The sequence below is a fragment of the Arsenophonus endosymbiont of Aleurodicus floccissimus genome (assembly GCF_900343025.1).
Classification (GTDB): domain Bacteria; phylum Pseudomonadota; class Gammaproteobacteria; order Enterobacterales; family Enterobacteriaceae; genus Arsenophonus.
Genome location: NZ_OUND01000001.1, coordinates 139,957 through 156,029, shown reverse-complemented (window position 1 = coordinate 156,029; position 16,073 = coordinate 139,957). Strand labels below are relative to the sequence as shown.

Annotated in this window: 13 protein-coding genes and 5 pseudogenes; 2 read left to right on the top strand and 16 right to left on the bottom strand. The window is 35.4% G+C overall.

From position 1 onward, the window contains the following. Window positions 1–285: 285 nt before the first annotated feature. Window positions 286–1,075: pseudogene (locus ARADI_RS00855) on the top strand (TOBE domain-containing protein). 227 nt (window positions 1,076–1,302) lie between these two features. Here the strand turns inward: ARADI_RS00855 and ARADI_RS22065 are convergent. The 8 genes from ARADI_RS22065 to ARADI_RS00820 all read right to left on the bottom strand — a co-directional run bounded on the left by ARADI_RS22065 (window position 1,303) and on the right by ARADI_RS00820 (window position 8,308). Continuing rightward, on the bottom strand, window positions 1,303–1,506 hold the full coding sequence (locus ARADI_RS22065) for a YuaE family lipoprotein (protein ID WP_500782282.1): 204 nt from the start codon (window positions 1,504–1,506) through the stop codon (window positions 1,303–1,305). An 820-nt stretch (window positions 1,507–2,326) separates the two neighbouring features. Further along, window positions 2,327–2,800, bottom strand: a complete 474-nt coding sequence (locus tag ARADI_RS00850; RefSeq protein WP_182853013.1) for a carboxypeptidase-like regulatory domain-containing protein — start codon at window positions 2,798–2,800, stop codon at window positions 2,327–2,329. Further along, entirely contained in the window at window positions 2,781–3,410 is a 630-nt protein-coding gene (locus ARADI_RS00845) for an Ig-like domain-containing protein (protein ID WP_119710855.1), read from the bottom strand. The genes ARADI_RS00850 and ARADI_RS00845 overlap by 20 nt, the downstream gene beginning before the upstream one ends. A gap of 199 nt (window positions 3,411–3,609) precedes the next feature. Next, window positions 3,610–5,886, bottom strand: a complete 2,277-nt coding sequence (locus ARADI_RS00840) for an invasin domain 3-containing protein (RefSeq protein WP_119710854.1) — start codon at window positions 5,884–5,886, stop codon at window positions 3,610–3,612. 26 nt (window positions 5,887–5,912) lie between these two features. Then, the gene (locus tag ARADI_RS00835) at window positions 5,913–6,485 is read right to left on the bottom strand and encodes a hypothetical protein (protein ID WP_500782280.1); all 573 of its coding nucleotides are present in this window, start codon (window positions 6,483–6,485) and stop codon (window positions 5,913–5,915) included. Window positions 6,486–6,509: 24 nt separating this feature from the next. Then, window positions 6,510–7,613 (bottom strand): inverse autotransporter beta domain-containing protein, encoded by a 1,104-nt coding sequence (locus ARADI_RS00830; protein ID WP_182853012.1) that lies wholly within the window; start codon window positions 7,611–7,613, stop codon window positions 6,510–6,512. A 199-nt stretch (window positions 7,614–7,812) separates the two neighbouring features. Further along, window positions 7,813–8,100, bottom strand: a complete 288-nt coding sequence (locus ARADI_RS00825; protein WP_119710851.1) for a YuaE family lipoprotein — start codon at window positions 8,098–8,100, stop codon at window positions 7,813–7,815. Further along, window positions 8,090–8,308 (bottom strand): hypothetical protein, encoded by a 219-nt coding sequence (locus ARADI_RS00820; RefSeq protein WP_119710850.1) that lies wholly within the window; start codon window positions 8,306–8,308, stop codon window positions 8,090–8,092. The genes ARADI_RS00825 and ARADI_RS00820 overlap by 11 nt, the downstream gene beginning before the upstream one ends. Before the next feature lie 1,411 nt (window positions 8,309–9,719). On the opposite strand from ARADI_RS00820, the gene gpmA reads away from it, so the two are divergent. Then, window positions 9,720–10,460, top strand: a complete 741-nt coding sequence (gpmA, locus tag ARADI_RS00815) for a 2,3-diphosphoglycerate-dependent phosphoglycerate mutase (RefSeq protein ID WP_119710849.1) — start codon at window positions 9,720–9,722, stop codon at window positions 10,458–10,460. 52 nt (window positions 10,461–10,512) lie between these two features. On the opposite strand, the pseudogene aroG reads toward gpmA, so the two are convergent. The 8 genes and pseudogenes from aroG to ARADI_RS22060 form a co-directional block, all read right to left on the bottom strand. Further along, window positions 10,513–11,576: pseudogene (gene aroG / locus ARADI_RS00810) on the bottom strand (3-deoxy-7-phosphoheptulonate synthase AroG). A gap of 195 nt (window positions 11,577–11,771) precedes the next feature. Continuing rightward, a pseudogene (pnuC, locus tag ARADI_RS00805) lies at window positions 11,772–12,492 on the bottom strand (nicotinamide riboside transporter PnuC). Between the two features lie 31 nt (window positions 12,493–12,523). Further along, window positions 12,524–13,510, bottom strand: a pseudogene (gene nadA / locus ARADI_RS00800) (quinolinate synthase NadA). Window positions 13,511–14,068: 558 nt separating this feature from the next. Further along, window positions 14,069–14,329: a tail fiber assembly protein gene (locus ARADI_RS16935; protein WP_439647064.1), complete on the bottom strand. Its 261-nt coding sequence runs from the start codon at window positions 14,327–14,329 to the stop codon at window positions 14,069–14,071. A gap of 6 nt (window positions 14,330–14,335) precedes the next feature. Then, window positions 14,336–14,512: a hypothetical protein gene (locus tag ARADI_RS16930; protein ID WP_238149054.1), complete on the bottom strand. Its 177-nt coding sequence runs from the start codon at window positions 14,510–14,512 to the stop codon at window positions 14,336–14,338. A gap of 2 nt (window positions 14,513–14,514) precedes the next feature. After that, a complete protein-coding gene (locus ARADI_RS00790) occupies window positions 14,515–14,742 on the bottom strand; it encodes a gp53-like domain-containing protein (RefSeq protein ID WP_119710848.1) in 228 nt (75 codons plus the stop codon). A 435-nt stretch (window positions 14,743–15,177) separates the two neighbouring features. Next, window positions 15,178–15,534, bottom strand: a pseudogene (locus ARADI_RS16925) (phage head-binding domain-containing protein); the annotation flags it as partial. Window positions 15,535–15,598: 64 nt separating this feature from the next. After that, complete coding sequence (locus ARADI_RS22060; protein WP_500782278.1) at window positions 15,599–16,000, bottom strand: P22-gp16 family phage DNA ejection protein; 402 nt, start codon at window positions 15,998–16,000, stop codon at window positions 15,599–15,601. Between the last annotated feature and the right edge of the window lie 73 nt (window positions 16,001–16,073).

The window sequence follows — 16,073 nt, the reverse complement described above, 5'->3', positions numbered from 1 at the left end:
CTTATTCAATTACGTAAAATATGAATATAGCTAAATAGTACCCTTATAAGTTAGATTATTCTATTTATTTTCTCTTTTGAAGGCTAGCATTAGATATTTTTATTTTTTTACACCAATAATACTGTTAGTGACAGATATTACTATATTTTAACAATATTAATTCTCTATTAGCAGATATTTCTTAGAAACAATCAACAGCATTCATTCTATTCCCACTATTTGATATAACAAAGTGCAATATACAATAAATTAATTAACTGTGTTTAGGCTAATAAGGCTGTTTTTATGGATATTTTCTTAACGCTAAAACGTCATGATCGGCTATTTGCTGACGCACGGCGGATCAACTTACTCCAATTATAAAATCTTCTGGTTCGATCAAACAAGCAGCACAATTGGCGGGCATGAGTTATAAAAACGCCTGGCATGCAATAAACGAAATGAATCAAATAGCTGATAAAGCGCTACTTACCAGTGCAACTGGCGGTAAAGGTGGGCAGTGGTACCACTTTAACACCCTATGGCGAACGGTTATTGCAACTCTATGGATTATTAAAACAGATCCAGCAAAAAGTCTATCATGTGTTAAATGATGAAAATTTACCGCTCGATAGCAAGCTTACTGGCGGCAATTTCACGTTTTTCATTGCAAACCAGCGCGCGTAATCAATTTTTTGGTACTTTAATTGAATATGATAACCACTCAATTCCGCAAAATATCAAAATTCAGTTAACTAATAGTAATACCATTATCAATGCATCATTAACCAAGCAAAGTAGCAAACGATTACACTTAACTGCCGGCAAAGAAGTTTTAATTTTAATCAAAGCGCCGGCAATAAAATTGCTGCTACAACAAACAGTAACCCCAGCAGCCGATAATATAATAATTGGCACGGTAGCTGATATTGAAAAAGATGATAAAGATAGCGAGCTGAAAGTGAAACTAGAGGATGGATTATTACTTTGCTCAATCATGTCAAATCAAGTAATAGCAGAGCAAAAGATAAAAATTGGCAGTAAAGTGACAGCAATTTTTGCCGTTAGCCAGATTATCATCGCAACACTACAATAATTACCTATCATAGCATCAGATTAATTTGATAAAATTTATTTTAAGATATAAAAAGCTTAATTAGACCAGCCAATAATTAAACTTTTTATATAATAAAATATAAAAAATCAATATGGATATAATACATATAACAGAAGATTAACTACTTTTGATAGGAATCAACTAACTTCTGTATTTTCTTTTTAGTGCTGACAAAATTATTATATTTTATCTTTGCACATAGTAAATCAAGTTTTAGTATTAAGTGCCATCACTAACAGATTTTTTGAATCACTATCCATAATATTTTTATTGATATTCCAATATTTAATATTATCCATAATCATGACGTAATCTTTAATATATTTTCGATATTTAACCGGTTCTGTTTTTTTAAGTATATTTAAGTGAATCAATACATTGATTATTTGTTGAAGAAATAATAATACCATTAAATAATATTCCAGATTTATCGACTGGAACTGGAGATTCAACTGCCGCTGTCTGCTGACTATCGATATTGCTATTTTTTTAGCGAGACCCGCACATCCTGTCAACATTATAAGTAGCGAATAATACACTAAACCAGATTTTTTTACTGTACGTCATGTCATTGAATCCTAAAAATATTATTTTCTTTGATCTACACTAAATTATTAATTTGTAAATTAACTGATAAAAGAAGTAAACAACTTTTTTATCTAACAATTAATAAAGCAATCTACCTCTCATATTAATCACCATAGCTTTAGAATATAGGTTGCCATCCCTGGTAGGTTAACTACGTCCTATAACTATTATTTAAGTCGAAATAAGTTTAATTTTGTTTGCTAATTAGAGTAACGATTTTATTTTTAGCGCTTGATATAGCAAGTTGAAAATAATTAAAGCTACTCATTAACGATTAAATTTTCACTTTATTTTCTCCACTCTATATATTTATCAATCCTGAATGCATATTCACTATGCATTCAGTTTTTATTAATTGATTAATTTAATTATCGTTAGTTTGGTTCAGTATCAGAGATTACGTTGACCGGCCGGATCTCTCCGGTATCATCATCCATTTCAAATACCTCCCACCACCGTCCGGTACCTGATATCGGTATATCATATTCGCTAACTTTGGTATCGCCATCTTTGTCTTTTTGGGCAACAACTACCTTAAATTAGATTTAATAATTTGCTCTTCATTGCTATAATTCTGAACAACAAAACGATAACTCCCTAGGTTTAATGGTAATTGTTTCAGGGCCAAAGCCATTTTTCTCATCAATATCCAGAATTGCGCTTCCCGTCTGGTGCATCTTTTTTACTAAAAAACACTTTGAATCGAGCACCAGTATTTGTATTCCTCCATAAATAAGCATCTAAATCTCTAGGCTTCGGTCCCCAAGATAAGACAATATGCGCATAATCATTACCCAACTCAGGTATCAGAAGAATTCTCTGTAACTGCTGTTCTGGATTGGTAATGTCAAGTTTATAATCAATATATTTATTCGCCTTGGTTTTCAGGGTATAACGTTGGTCAAGCACATCAGGAATAGAAAATTTTCCATCGTTATCACTTGTTACCTTATATTTAGGGTCTGAATCACTATCTGAGGTATAGAGCCCAACATCTGCCCCTTTAATCGGTTTATTGGTTGTGGCATCTGCAACGACGCCTTTTAAGTTAAACTTGCGAAGAAAATTGACTGTTTTATTTGCTTTAATCGCTTCATCATCGCTTTTTTTTAGCAAAAACCTGTACCTCAGTAACGGTGTTTGTCGTACTGGTCAAGGTGATTTTAGCTTTACCTTCAACATCAATTATACTCTCACCTTTATCCGATAAGGTAACCTTATTACCCTGATTTTGCAGCCATTTTAAGGTAATCTCCGGCACGGGATTATCGTTGGCATCCTTAACCACCGCGATAAAGGTAAGGTTATCGCTACCATTAGCTACTTTACTAGTATTATCACCATCCAATGTCACCTGTTTTAATACCGCGGTGTTACTATCAGCGATTAAAGTAACATCGGTTTTGATAGCGAACTCCTTGTCATTAACATTCACCTTAATGTTACTAACACCGGCTGTTTTTCCTTTCAATTTAGCAGTATAAACTCCTTTATTAATCTCTTTAACCTCATCGAATTGACTGTTCGCCAGACTGGGCTCAAATTTCACTACTTGGCCTGCAATCGGATTATCATTAGCATCCATTAATGTTAACTTTAAGGTTGAACTCTGTTTATCATCAGCAACAATAGTGGTAGGCTCGGCGACGAGTTTGGATTTATTTAAACTAGAATTTTTGCTATCTGCCGTTAAAGTTACTGTTACCGGCGCAAGTTTTAACTCCAATCTATTGAATTTAGCCGTTATGCTGATGTCTCCCGCTTGTTGGGTGCCAGTCAGTTTTGTGCTATAAACCCCCGGATCCTGCTCGGTGACTGTTTCTAGCTTAATTTTACTGTTTGCTTGTTTGCTGGTTCGGCACTAAAGACTACTTTATCCGGATAACCGGTAATTGGAGTATCTTTAATATCGATTAAGGTTAGCTTCAAGGTCGTGCTATTTTACCATCTTCGACAATAGTAATAGGCTCAGTTGTTAGCTTGGATTCGTCTAAACTTGGATTACTGCTATCAGCAGTTAAGGTTACTTTAGCCGCATCTTTAACCGGCAACACAACGTCATTAACTGTAACTTCAATAGACGTTTCACCAGCGGTGGTACCAGTCAATGTGGCAGTATAAATACTGTTACCCTCATCCTTAACCTCATCACTTGCATGACTATTTTTCAAGCTACTCTTAAACTTAACCACTTGGCCTGCCCGCAGGTTATCATTCACATCCAGCAAGGTCAATTTTATCGTCGAGCTAGCTTGACCATCAGCAACAATGGTTGTCGGATCGGCTTCTAATTTAGATTTGTCCTTACTGGGTTTGCTATTATCGGCGGTTAAGGTCACGGTAGCGGTCTTACCAACCAGTGGTTTACCATTAACACCAGCACTAATCGTAACTTGGCTAGCTTTAGTTCCAACTAAAGATGCTTCATAAATTCCATTACCCTTTTCAGTCACCTTGCCGATCTCGCTACCCGATAGACTAGGGGTAAGCACTACACCTTGCTCGGCAAGTGGATTACCGTTAACATCCTTCAATTCCAACGTTATTGTTGAAGATATTTTACCATCAGCAACGATACTGCTAGGATTGGCCGCTAATATAGACTTATCGGCACTCGGTTTACTATCATCGGCACTCAAAGTGACTTTTACCACTTGACTGACAATTAATGGTTGATCCTTGACTTTAACACCAAAGGTAGTTTCTCCCGCCGTTGTTCCTGTCAGTTTTGCCGTGTAAACGCCATTATTTTCCTCTACGGTGTCACCAATTTTGCTATTTATCAGAGTGGTACTAAATTTCACTTTATCTTTCAGACCAGAAATGGCATTACCATTAACATCCTGTAAGATTAGTTTTACTGTTAAAAATGCTGATCCATCGGCCACAATACGAGTAGGATTAGCTTCCAATGTCGATTTATCAGCGCCAGGTTTGCTACTATCAGCCGTCAATGTGACTACAACTGGGCTGACACTTAATACAGGACCATTGACTTCAACACCAATTACTGCTTCTCCAACCTGAGTACCCGTCAGCGTTGCGCTATAAACACCTTCATTGGTCTCTTTTGTTCCACTTGTCTGACTTTTCGCTAAATTGATAGTAAAATTAACTTGCTGACCGCCAAGTAAATTATCATTAATATCTTTTAGCGCCAAAGTCAGAGTGGAAGTCTCGACACCATTAGCAACAATAGTACTAGGAGCAGCGGTTAATTTAGATTTCTCACCACTCACATTACCACTATCAGCGGTTAAAATTACTGTTACCGGACTCACTGTCAGCAACTTATTACCTGCTACTTCAACACTAATTTCAGTCTTGCAGGCTTTATTTCCGGTTAGTGGTGCAGTATATATACCAGGTCCGCTTTCCGTTACTGCGGTTGCACTACTGTTAGCTAACGTGGTGTTAAATTTCACGCTTTGACCTGAAATCAAATTACCATTGACATCTTGCAGCGTCAGTTTCAATGTTGAAACAGCTTTACCATCAGCCATAATATTATCCGGTTTGGCTTCCAGTTTAGATTTAGTGGGGCTTGGGTTGTCACTATCTGCAGTTAATACCACTTTTGCAGTTTTATTTTTCAGCACTGAACCATTAATTTTAACGCCAATGGTGCTTTCTCCGGCAGTAATACCCGTCAGTTCAGCGGTATAAACCTCATTGCCTACCTCTTTAGTATTTTTGATCTGACTATTGGTCAAACTCGTGGTAAAGTCCACTTTATCACCAGAAATAGGATTGCCTTGCGCATCTTCCAGTTCAAGTTTCAAGTTAGCGGCAGTTTTACCATTGGCAACAATCTTTGCAGGTTGTACAGTCAATAATGATTTTTCTGCGCTCGGGTGAGCGGTGACAAAAGCAACTGACTGGGTTTTTTGACTACCATTAATTTCTGCAGTAACTTCGCTGCTACCCGCTTTGGTACTAGTAACACCAAAGATCAGCTCTCCACGCTGGTTAGTATTTGCCGTTGTTCCATTCTCAATGACTGCGCCATCGGTTGCTGTAAGATTAACCGCTATATTCTCTACCGTGTTACCATTTTGAATAGTCACCAATGCATATAGCATATTCTTTTCTTTATCATCAGCTAATGCTTTATCCTTAGTAACATTTAACTTGGCAATCTGAGCTGAATTTCGATCTGAGCTAAATTTGAGCGTGCCATTTTTATAATTGCCGTTTTCCATCGTTGCGGTGATCTTGCCTTCTCCAGCTACTTTACTCTGGTTATATAAATTACCGCTTTTCCTTGGCTATCGGTGGTTGACGTTATCCCATCCCTATTGGTAGCACTCTGGGGACCATTAGACAATGTTGCCCCCAATTTACCATCCGGTTGCTTTAAACCATCAACATGGAAAGTAATTACTTGATGACTCAAGGGCTGTCCATGTTCATTGGTGATCACCGCGGTGGTTGTGAAATGATCGTGATCATTAGCCGGTAGAACTGCATTAGGCTCGGCAATCAAATCATTAACCACATTTCTGGGAGGTTTTACCCGTATTATGGTCGTCGCTCTGTTTGATTCATTGTCATTATTATCTATCCCCACCGCACTGATTTGATATTCTTGCGCAGTATTCTTTTGTGTTTTATAAACATAAGCCGGTAAGATAATTTCTAATTGAGTTGGTGAAATAACCTGATAACTGCCACCATTGACAGTAAAACTAGGCGAAACTGTCCAGTTGATTTTTTTCAAACCATATTTGGTTTTATTAACAGTAGCAGGAATAGTAATCGTTTCTTTTGCTTCCGCTCTCATTTCGGCTGGTAACGAAATATTAATTAATTCCTGTTTCCGATATTACATAACAATATCATAATTTCGATCGACAAAATCATACTTATTACCAACCAAACTACGCATGACATCAATAGCATCAGGATCTAACTGTTGCGATAATGGTACGCCAAAGCGATAAATAATATCTATTCCAACCATAGTGTCATTACGATCACCGGCCGCATGCTCACCTTTTAAGGTAATTAATGGTATTGGCGTGTAATTTATGCCTAATGTCAAGGCGTAAGGATCGTCTTTTAATTTATCTGGATCGACACCGGTACCAAGATGGATTCCTTTGCCAAAATATTTTTCATATTTAATACTACCACCCAGTTTAGGGTAAGTCGGTAAATAGGCTTCGGCGCGAACATCAAAGCCTGTTGCCGGACGCTCATCATAATCATCCATTACTGCTATTTTTGATTGGTGCCAGTCAGTTAAGCCAAAATAACCATTGGTGGCCAATTTTAAATAATCAGTCCAAGCTTCGCCGCCAAGACCTAATCGTGCATTGCCACCGCTATAATCATAATCATAGAAAGTATTAATGCCATACATCCAATCGCCCCAATATTGGCGATAACCTAAACCTAAATTTAAAGTATTTCTGTCTTTATTGGTTCTTAATCCCAATTGGGTAAAAAGCAGACTGTTTATGCTATCAATAACAGGCAATAAAAAATCACCAGAAAATTTTCTATTAGTACCGATAGGAATACGGGCAGTATCGTACTGATTTAACCAATCATTAAGTCGTTGGTTAACCAAACCTTCGCCAATATTTTTTGCATAACCGATTGAAGCATCAACTGCATTTCTATTTGCTAAAATATTACCAACCTGGCTGGCAATTGAAGCTAAAGTTTGATCTGTATTATCTTCAGGTGGTGTTTCCGCTCCACCTAAATTAGGTAAAATAGTATTAATCGTATTGGCACTATTGCCTTTCGTTTCAAGAGTAGGTGGCATTTCTAACGGATAATGCCCTGAACTTAAACGTTTAGAAGGAAATAAAGAAGTTTCCCCCTTAAATGACGATGCAGTATTATCTTTAGTAACTATATTATTACTCTCGTTTGCATCATTCATTAAGGATTGAATACCTGAGATAGTATCTGCCATCTCAGCATTTTCAACTGCACTAGCTATTGATATTGAAGAAAAAAAGAAGGGAGAAAATAGTTGTATTAAAAGCAGGCACCACGTGATTATTTTCCTTCCCCTGGATGAAAATGGTGTCATAATTAATTTACTCTCACATGTACACTCACAGCAAGAAACCACCTTCAATCAATTAAAGGTGGTAAGATATGAATAATATTTAAATACTTGATAATGCTTTAACTTTTTCTTTTACGCTTTGAAAACTAGAAAATTGAACTTTCGAACATAAAGTATCTAATTTAGTGCTCAACGTCATAGATAATAATTCTTTTGAATCTTTATCCATAATATTTTTATTAACATTTAAAAACGTATAATCTCTGCCGATTTTATTATAATCATTAGAATATTGTTGGTATTTAACACCATTCGCTTCTTTTAAAAAATTAAAGCGATCAACACATTCATTATTTGACGAGGCAATAGTAATACCATCAAATAACATCTTTTTTTTCTATATAATTTCGTTCAGGAATACTACTCTGGTTATTGACAATAGAGGTACTATTATTAGTTTGACTCGCTGTTTTATAATTGACTTTTTTATTCATCTTTTTTGATACAGGTACAGAACAAGCATTTAATAAAAACATAGCACTAAATACTAAAGCCCATTTTTGTAAATTAACATTCATAACAAAGCCTTTATTCAATTACGTAGCTAATTAACAAGCTCCATTAAGGAGCCATTTCGAGTGATCCAAACTAATAATTAAGTACTACACAATATCATAAAAATGATAGAAAAAAGTAGTCCTAGTTTTTTAAAAAAAAGATAGTCGTTTCGACATATAAAAGCGAATCCTTAAAATTTAATTAATAATAAAATTAAGTAAAAATGCTCACTTTTAACAAAGTAAAATATCGAATAACTATTATCCATAGATAAACTATATTTATAAATAATATGACAGTAGTTAAACTATATTCAAATGCAAATTATTTAAAAGTTCCAACAATAGGTATTCTCATCATATAGATGATTAGATTAAAGTGTAAACTAAAACAAAAAAAATAAATTCTATAATTTAAGCTTGTAATGAGTAAAATGATATATATAAATATTAAAACGGCAAATCATTTTAATCTATCATAAATCAAGAATTAATAGATAACAGCTATCAATTATCAACTTATGATCGTTTTCCAAATTATTTAAATTAATAAAAATCAATGAGATATAAAAAATAAAAATATTTAGATACATATTTAATTATAGTTTAACTATACAGAAATTATAAAATTACATATTATTTTCTTTAAAACTAATATAGAAAATAAAATTAAATGATATTGCAAAATAAATCATTACAAATACAACAAAATAAAAACAACTTAATAACAAATTGACTTTGAATATTCTCTACAGCTAGCAGATATTGAATAATAAATATTTATACTCTAAACCTTAATGATTTCTAAACTAATATTCTATTTAACTAGTTTGCAAATATACTTAATATATGGAAATATAACATATCAATTGGTATTTTTTATTATATTAATTGCTTTATTCTATTTTGTGCCTGAAACTAACGGAGAAGTTTCTATTATAAAAGGAAAAATGGAGCCAAATGGCTCCATTTTTTATCTGTTTTTACAATATATAAATATACCCATATAATTTAAAATATTTATATATTATCCCTAGAATCTATTATTAATAATTTATTTACATCTATATATATAAACCGCCAAATTAAATAATTAATTTAATAACTTAATATTCTGTCGTCATAGATAAAAACAATTTTTTTAATAAGTAGCCTTAATGTCAAGACTATTCTATTATTTATCTATTTAATTAGCATTCATTTTTTAACTTCAAAATTATCCAGCTAATATTAGTTTAATATCAAGATACTCAAATAATGTTTATTTATATAATAGCAAAATAAGCTATTTTGCGGTGTTAAGCAGCTAATTTAATGACAGACAGGTTAAATCAGTATAGATCTTACTCAGCAATTTAAAAACTACCATCAGTTGTATTGGTATTCACTTGCACGGATAATATAATAGTTCAGATCGATTTTAATGAATGTACTAATAGGAGTTTAAACTATGGCAGTAACTAAGCTGGTTCTAGTAAGACACGGCGAAAGCGAATGGAATAAAGAAAACCGATTCACTGGTTGGACTGATGTTGAACTTTCCGATAAGGGCCGAGAAGAAGCAACAGATGCAGGCCAGCTATTAAAAAAAGAAGGTTTTGTTTTTGATTATGCTTATACATCCGTTTTAAAACGCGCTATTCACACCTTGTGGAATATTTTAGACCAAATAGATCAACAGTGGCTAACCGTCGAAAAAAATTGGCTGCTCAATGAACGTCATTATGGTGCGCTGCAAGGTTTAGATAAAGCAGAAACTGCAGCAAAATATGGTGACGATCAAGTTAAACTATGGCGCCGTGGTTTTGAAATTACACCACCAGAATTAACCAAAGATGACCCTCGTTACCCCGGTAATGATCCTCGTTATGCAAATTTGAAACCGTCAGAGCTCCCTGTCACTGAAAGTCTCGCTACCACAATTGAACGTGCTGTCCCCTATTGGGAAGAGGTTATTAAACCAAGAGTTGTTAAAGGTGAAAAAGTCATTATTGCTGCTCACGGTAATTCATTACGAGCATTAGTCAAACATCTGGACAAGATGAGTGAAGACGAGATCCTTGAACTTAATATTCCAACCGCTGTTCCATTGGTCTATGAATTTGATGAAAATATGCAACCCATTAAGCATTACTATCTTGGTCATCAAACTGAAATAGCCGCGGTTGCTAATCAAGGTAAAGCAAAATAATCAATTAAACTTTATAAGCATAAGGCCACTTTGTGGCTTTATTAAGCATTAATTAGTAGCTCTTTTCACGACGGATCCGAACCGCGTCTGCTAAACGATATAATAATTTTTCACTATCTTGCAAACCAATACAAGCGTCTGTCACACTTTTACCATACGCTAGTAGTTTATTGGTAGCTATATCTCGGTTTCCTTCTAAAAGATGACTTTCAATCATTACCCCAATGATTGCTTTTTCACCTTGACCTATTTGATGCAATATCTTCAGCCACTTCAAGCTGCTTTTTATACTGCTTACAACAATTTGCATGACTAAAATCAATCATAATTTGGGCTGATAAGCCTGATTTTTGCAAATCCTCTTTAACGGCTTGTATATCTGATTCACTATAATTAGGCTTTTTACCGCAGCGTAAAATAATATGGCAATCGTCATTACCGGTAGTATTTACAATTGCTGAATATCCCCATTTGGTAACCGATAAAAAACAGTGGGCAGCTTTAGCAGCATTAATTGCATCAATAGCCACTTTTATTGTTCCGTCGGTACCATTTCTAAAACCTACCGGACAAGAAAGACCGGATGCTAATTCACGATGTACCTGAAATTCAGTAGTTCGTGCGCCAATTGCTCCCCAACTAGTAAGATCTGCAACATATTGCGGAGTGATCATATCAAGAAATTCACCGGCAGTTGGTAAGGCTAAATCATTAATAGTTAACAATAAATTACGTGCAATACGCAATCCTTCATTAATATCAAAACTGTTATCCATAAAAGGATCATTAATTAAACCTTTCCAGCCAACAGTAGTACGCGGTTTTTCAAAATAAACACGCATAACAATTTCTAACTCATTCTTCAATTCATCATGAATTTTTTTTAGTTTTTGGGCATATTCAATTGCTGCTTTAGGGTCATGAATTGAACATGGGCCAATAACGAACAAAAGTCTATCATCCTTACCAGTTAGAATTTGATGTATTGATTGACGAGCTGTTTGAACTGTCAAAGCGGCTTTATTTATCTGTTGCCGGAAACTTTTCTAATAAGGCAACTGGAGGTAATAACTCTTTAATCTGTTTAATTCTGACGTCATCATTCTTATAAGTCATCTTTTCTACTCAATGTATAGCTCTTTAGCCAGTATATTCTCTAAAAATAAAAGATGAACTCAATTTAACCTCTAGTGATAAAAGTGTAAATATGTACTCATACTTATATTATAAATATTTAATGGCAATATATAATATGATATAAAAATTGTTAATTTTTTTACAATCATAATGTTATGCCAATGTAAATAACTATTAACCTGCTAAAAATATTGAACCATTTTCTTTAGCTGACCGACTCCAAAGGCGAAAACCATTGATTGAAATACCAAGTAGCATCAAATATTCAAATGACATTGCTAAAACACCTTGTAAGTAGAAAATAACAACACTAATAACATTGATAATGATCCACAGTAACCAACTTTCAGCATACTTTCGTGTCATTAATATCATCGCAATAATTAATAACACCATCATGATTGAATCCCAAAAAGGAAATGTATCGGGCTCTATTTGTACCGGTTCAAGATAAAAACCTAATAAATGAGCAATGTCCCAAGTAACGTGGGCAAGAAAAATAAACATTTTATCAATGTTAAAACTTAATAACAGCGTTAAAATAATAGCGATAAATAGAGTTACCACTACTTTTGAAAAACTCATCCAGCGGATCCTTAAGACTTGCTTCATGATAAGCATCTACTCGACTCCAGGCGTACTAACTATAGGTATTCGCTGCGAAAAAGAAAATTTGTAACAACAAGCTTCCATATAATTGTATTTAAAAAAAGATAACCGAAAATAATGTAACGTTTATTAGACCAAAAAGATAATTGATAATTTTTTCCTGACTGGCAAGCCAAATACATAAAAATCCTGCTATTGTTGCCACGGCTTCAATATAAAATAAATTATAACCATTGCTGCCAAGAGCAATATGTACCATAGTATTACTAATATTGAAAAACTCCATTCTTATTACCCTATTAACACTTATAATTCAGCTACTTAATGCTGGCAGCAAACGACAACATCCGTTCCAAAGGTTTAAATGCTCTCTCTCTTAATTCATCATTAATCGATATTTCATGTAATTCACCCTCTTTTTTTAATCCTTGTTCTATAGTTTTTAAGCTATTCATTGCCATCCAAGGAAAATGTGCACGTACGGCAGGGCAGGACCGCACTTTCACCTGCCGTTGGGGCAATATAAAATGATTTCTCTGGACATGCTTGCTGCATTTTATAAAAAATACTTTTATCCGTTGCCACAATTATTTGCTGATTTGGCAAGTTTTGTGCTACTTGAATCAATTGACCGGTTGAGCCAACTGCATCCGCTAAATCAACAACCGCCGAAGGGGATTCTGGATGCGCTAATATTGCCGCATTAGGATACAACATTTTCATTTTCTGCAAGGCTTGAATTTTGAATTCATCATGTACAATACACAAGCAGCTTGCCAGCAAAGAATATCTGCCCCAGTTTTTCTTTGTACATAATTACCTAAATGCCGATCCGGGGCCTAGATAATTTTTTGTCCTTGACTATCTAAAGAGTCAATTAATTCAACTGCAATACTCGAAGTTACAACCCAGTCAGCTCTATCCTTAACTGCTGCAGAAGTATTGGCATAAACAACCACGGTTTTCGCTCTGGGTGTTGATCACAAAATTCAGCAAACAGCTTTGCAGGACAACCTAAGTCTAATGAGCACTCCGCTTTCAATGTAGGCATTAATATTGTCTTTTCAGGATTTAAGATCTTAGCTGTTTCCCCCATAAATCTTACACCTGAGACAATTAAAGTCGATGCGGAATGTCGTGAGCCAAAACGTGCCATTTCCAGTGAATCTGCTACACACCCACCAGTTTCTTCGGCCAGAGCTTGAACGTCAGGATCGGTATAATAATGCGCGACTATAACCGCATTTCTTTTTTCCAACAATAGCTTAATAGATATTTACAATGTTTTTTTTATTATCCGGCAAAGGCGCTGATTTAACAGGAAATGGGTAGCTAGCTAAAAATTGAAATCGATAAAATTAGGCATTTCGCACTCTTCTGTTTAGTATTTAATGTTTTAAGTGATATTTTTTAGCCAAAAAATTATTTATTTGCTAATTTTATTTTGCATACTAAACAAGATAATCAATCTTTAAAATTTTGTCGCTTAATTTTTACTATCAAATTGGCTCTCGATAACCTATTTATCCATTTTATTATAATAAAAATGAATACTATTTTTCATCTACATTCTGTATGTACAGTAAAATAAGACAGATAACATGAAATTAGCTTTTGACAGAAATAGTCCGAATATCTTTAGATGTGGGTCGTACAGGATTCAAACCTGTAACCAATTGATAAAAAGTTCCTTCACCTAACATTAAGATATTGATTTTAAATTATATATCAGCTTTCATTTCCGTTAATAATGTCATATAGTGACATATTGATGACACGTTAATGGCACCTCAACAAGTCACATTTTTGACTCACCTCTATTAAACGCTCAACTACTAAGATAATGTCTTTATGATGGCGCGTTATTCCGGTTTCTTAGGCAAGTCAATATCCGGCGCGTTTAAGGTATCGACACGATTAAGCAGTACGCGATATTTTTTCCAGGCTGTGAGTTTTTGCTTCTCTTCTTCCGTCGCCATCTCCAAATCAACGGCATCTTGCAACGGGATAATCACCTCCGTTGCATTCTGCATTAGCCCCTTTTTTTCATTCTCAGCCTCTGCGATTAATTCTTTCTTTGTTTTTAGGGGGGATATCAACCCAAATGGGGTCACCCTTTTCACTGATCCCTAACGTTTTACCGATAGGGGGTGGATTAAGCGCAAATTCACGATAAACGCTGTAGGGGACTTTTTAGCTTTATCATCCCAGCTACCCGCTTCGATATAATCCTTTTTCATTGAATCTGTCAGCCAGGCTAATTCTCTCTGACCAAAATAATAAGTTTCTTCGTTTACTGAGTTCATAATTACCATCCTATTGCTATCCATCTCATATCCGTGAATGGAGAAGCATTAGATCCCTCAGTGACCTTACTCTGACGCATGCTAAATCCAACTTTATCCGCACTCATTATATTAGGCGCATACATTTGAGATAGAGTAGAATTGGAATTAAAATTAGCCAATCCCATTCCTGCTAAGGTATTTGGGAAAGCTATAGGAAATAAATTTCTTGAACTATCATTTCTAGGCACGCTACCTCATTGAATAATCAGGCTCGTATTCAGATCTTTCAGCCAACCATTTACCAATTTATTCGCTGTTCAGTTCGCTCAATTTATTTTTTTATCGACTTCTGTTTTTTTATAGTTCTCTTTCTGTATCGCCAGGGTACCATTTTTTTGCGGAAACAGAACCGTTGTTTTCAAAGCAACATCATGAATCTGTGTTCTTTTTGAATTTTTGATATACGCAAACTCAGAACCTGCTGACCCGCCTGTACCGCCCAGATTAAAAATCGTATCACCGTTTGGGGATTCAAGGTTAAGTTTTCCCGCTTTGAGGGGTTCTTTTGAATTTTTCTTGGCAAAAGTATTTGTGCAGCCTTTTTGGCTTATCACATCGGTTGTTGAGTCACCGGTCGTTTGTTGAATCGTTCCCTTTAATTTTTCGATATACGCAATATATTGTTCTGTTTGTTCTTTAAATCTATAGGGGTCGTATTTCAATATGTCAGGAAAATAAAATTGTTGTGCACCATAAGCATCATAGGCCGCCATTGCGTGCCCTTCGACCGTTACAAATTTTACCACCTATCCATGATAAACAGGGAACCCGGCGTGATTAATCATAATGGGTTGAGACGCGGGGAAAGTTGAGCCCTCTTCATTTTCAAGATACACTTGAATCTGGTTCTTTGGTAGGGTTGGGTCAGTATCAATCTTACCGATATAGATTTTACCGTTAGCGCATGCCTGAAATTTGCCTCGCAAGGTAAATAACTGAGCAGGCATGCTCACGACAATATTAGGGATAATTTCTAACACGCATTTCTCCTGGCATAGAATAAGTTTTTTTATTGCGTTTCTGATTGCTGTTGACTGGAAGAGGCTACAATGATAGGCCGCGAAATATTAATAGCCTCATTAAGGCCCACTCATAAGCTGGCGTGCCTGTCTTGGTGTTTGCTAGCCTCAACAAGGCGTTTCTTACCGGCTTCGACTCATATATTCTCATGATGATCCCGAAGCCCACTTCACCGGCTAGAGACGCCCCTCCCGAGCCAAAAGCCGCGCCAATCCTGGGCGGATTAGCCAATGCCTGACGCGTCTGTGTCACTACATTTGCCGTATCCGCGCGCTGAGTTGTCTGGAGTACATCATTTAGCGCCTCAAGCTCCTTCATATGCCTTCCGCTGAATACCGTGTTATAGATTTCTCCACCGGCTTGCTTCTTGAGCTTGCTAATTTGTGTCATAAATTTTGCGGGCGAATCCCCTACCGTTTCAGCAATTTTGGCGATATACGCTGCACGTACGGCATCCTTTCCGGTATTATCCAGGGCTGGCTAGATACGTTTAATATCC

Coding starts and splice junctions, on each gene's coding strand:
- gpmA (WP_119710849.1), top strand. CDS start 9,720: ATGGCAGTAACTAAGCTGGTTCTAGTAAGACACGGCGAAAGCGAATGG.
- ARADI_RS00825 (WP_119710851.1), bottom strand. CDS start 8,100: ATGTTATTTGATGGTATTACTATTGCCTCGTCAAATAATGAATGTGTT.
- ARADI_RS22065 (WP_500782282.1), bottom strand. CDS start 1,506: ATGGTATTATTATTTCTTCAACAAATAATCAATGTATTGATTCACTTA.
- ARADI_RS00830 (WP_182853012.1), bottom strand. CDS start 7,613: ATGGCAGATACTATCTCAGGTATTCAATCCTTAATGAATGATGCAAAC.
- ARADI_RS00840 (WP_119710854.1), bottom strand. CDS start 5,886: ATGGAAAACGGCAATTATAAAAATGGCACGCTCAAATTTAGCTCAGAT.
- ARADI_RS16930 (WP_238149054.1), bottom strand. CDS start 14,512: ATGAACTCAGTAAACGAAGAAACTTATTATTTTGGTCAGAGAGAATTA.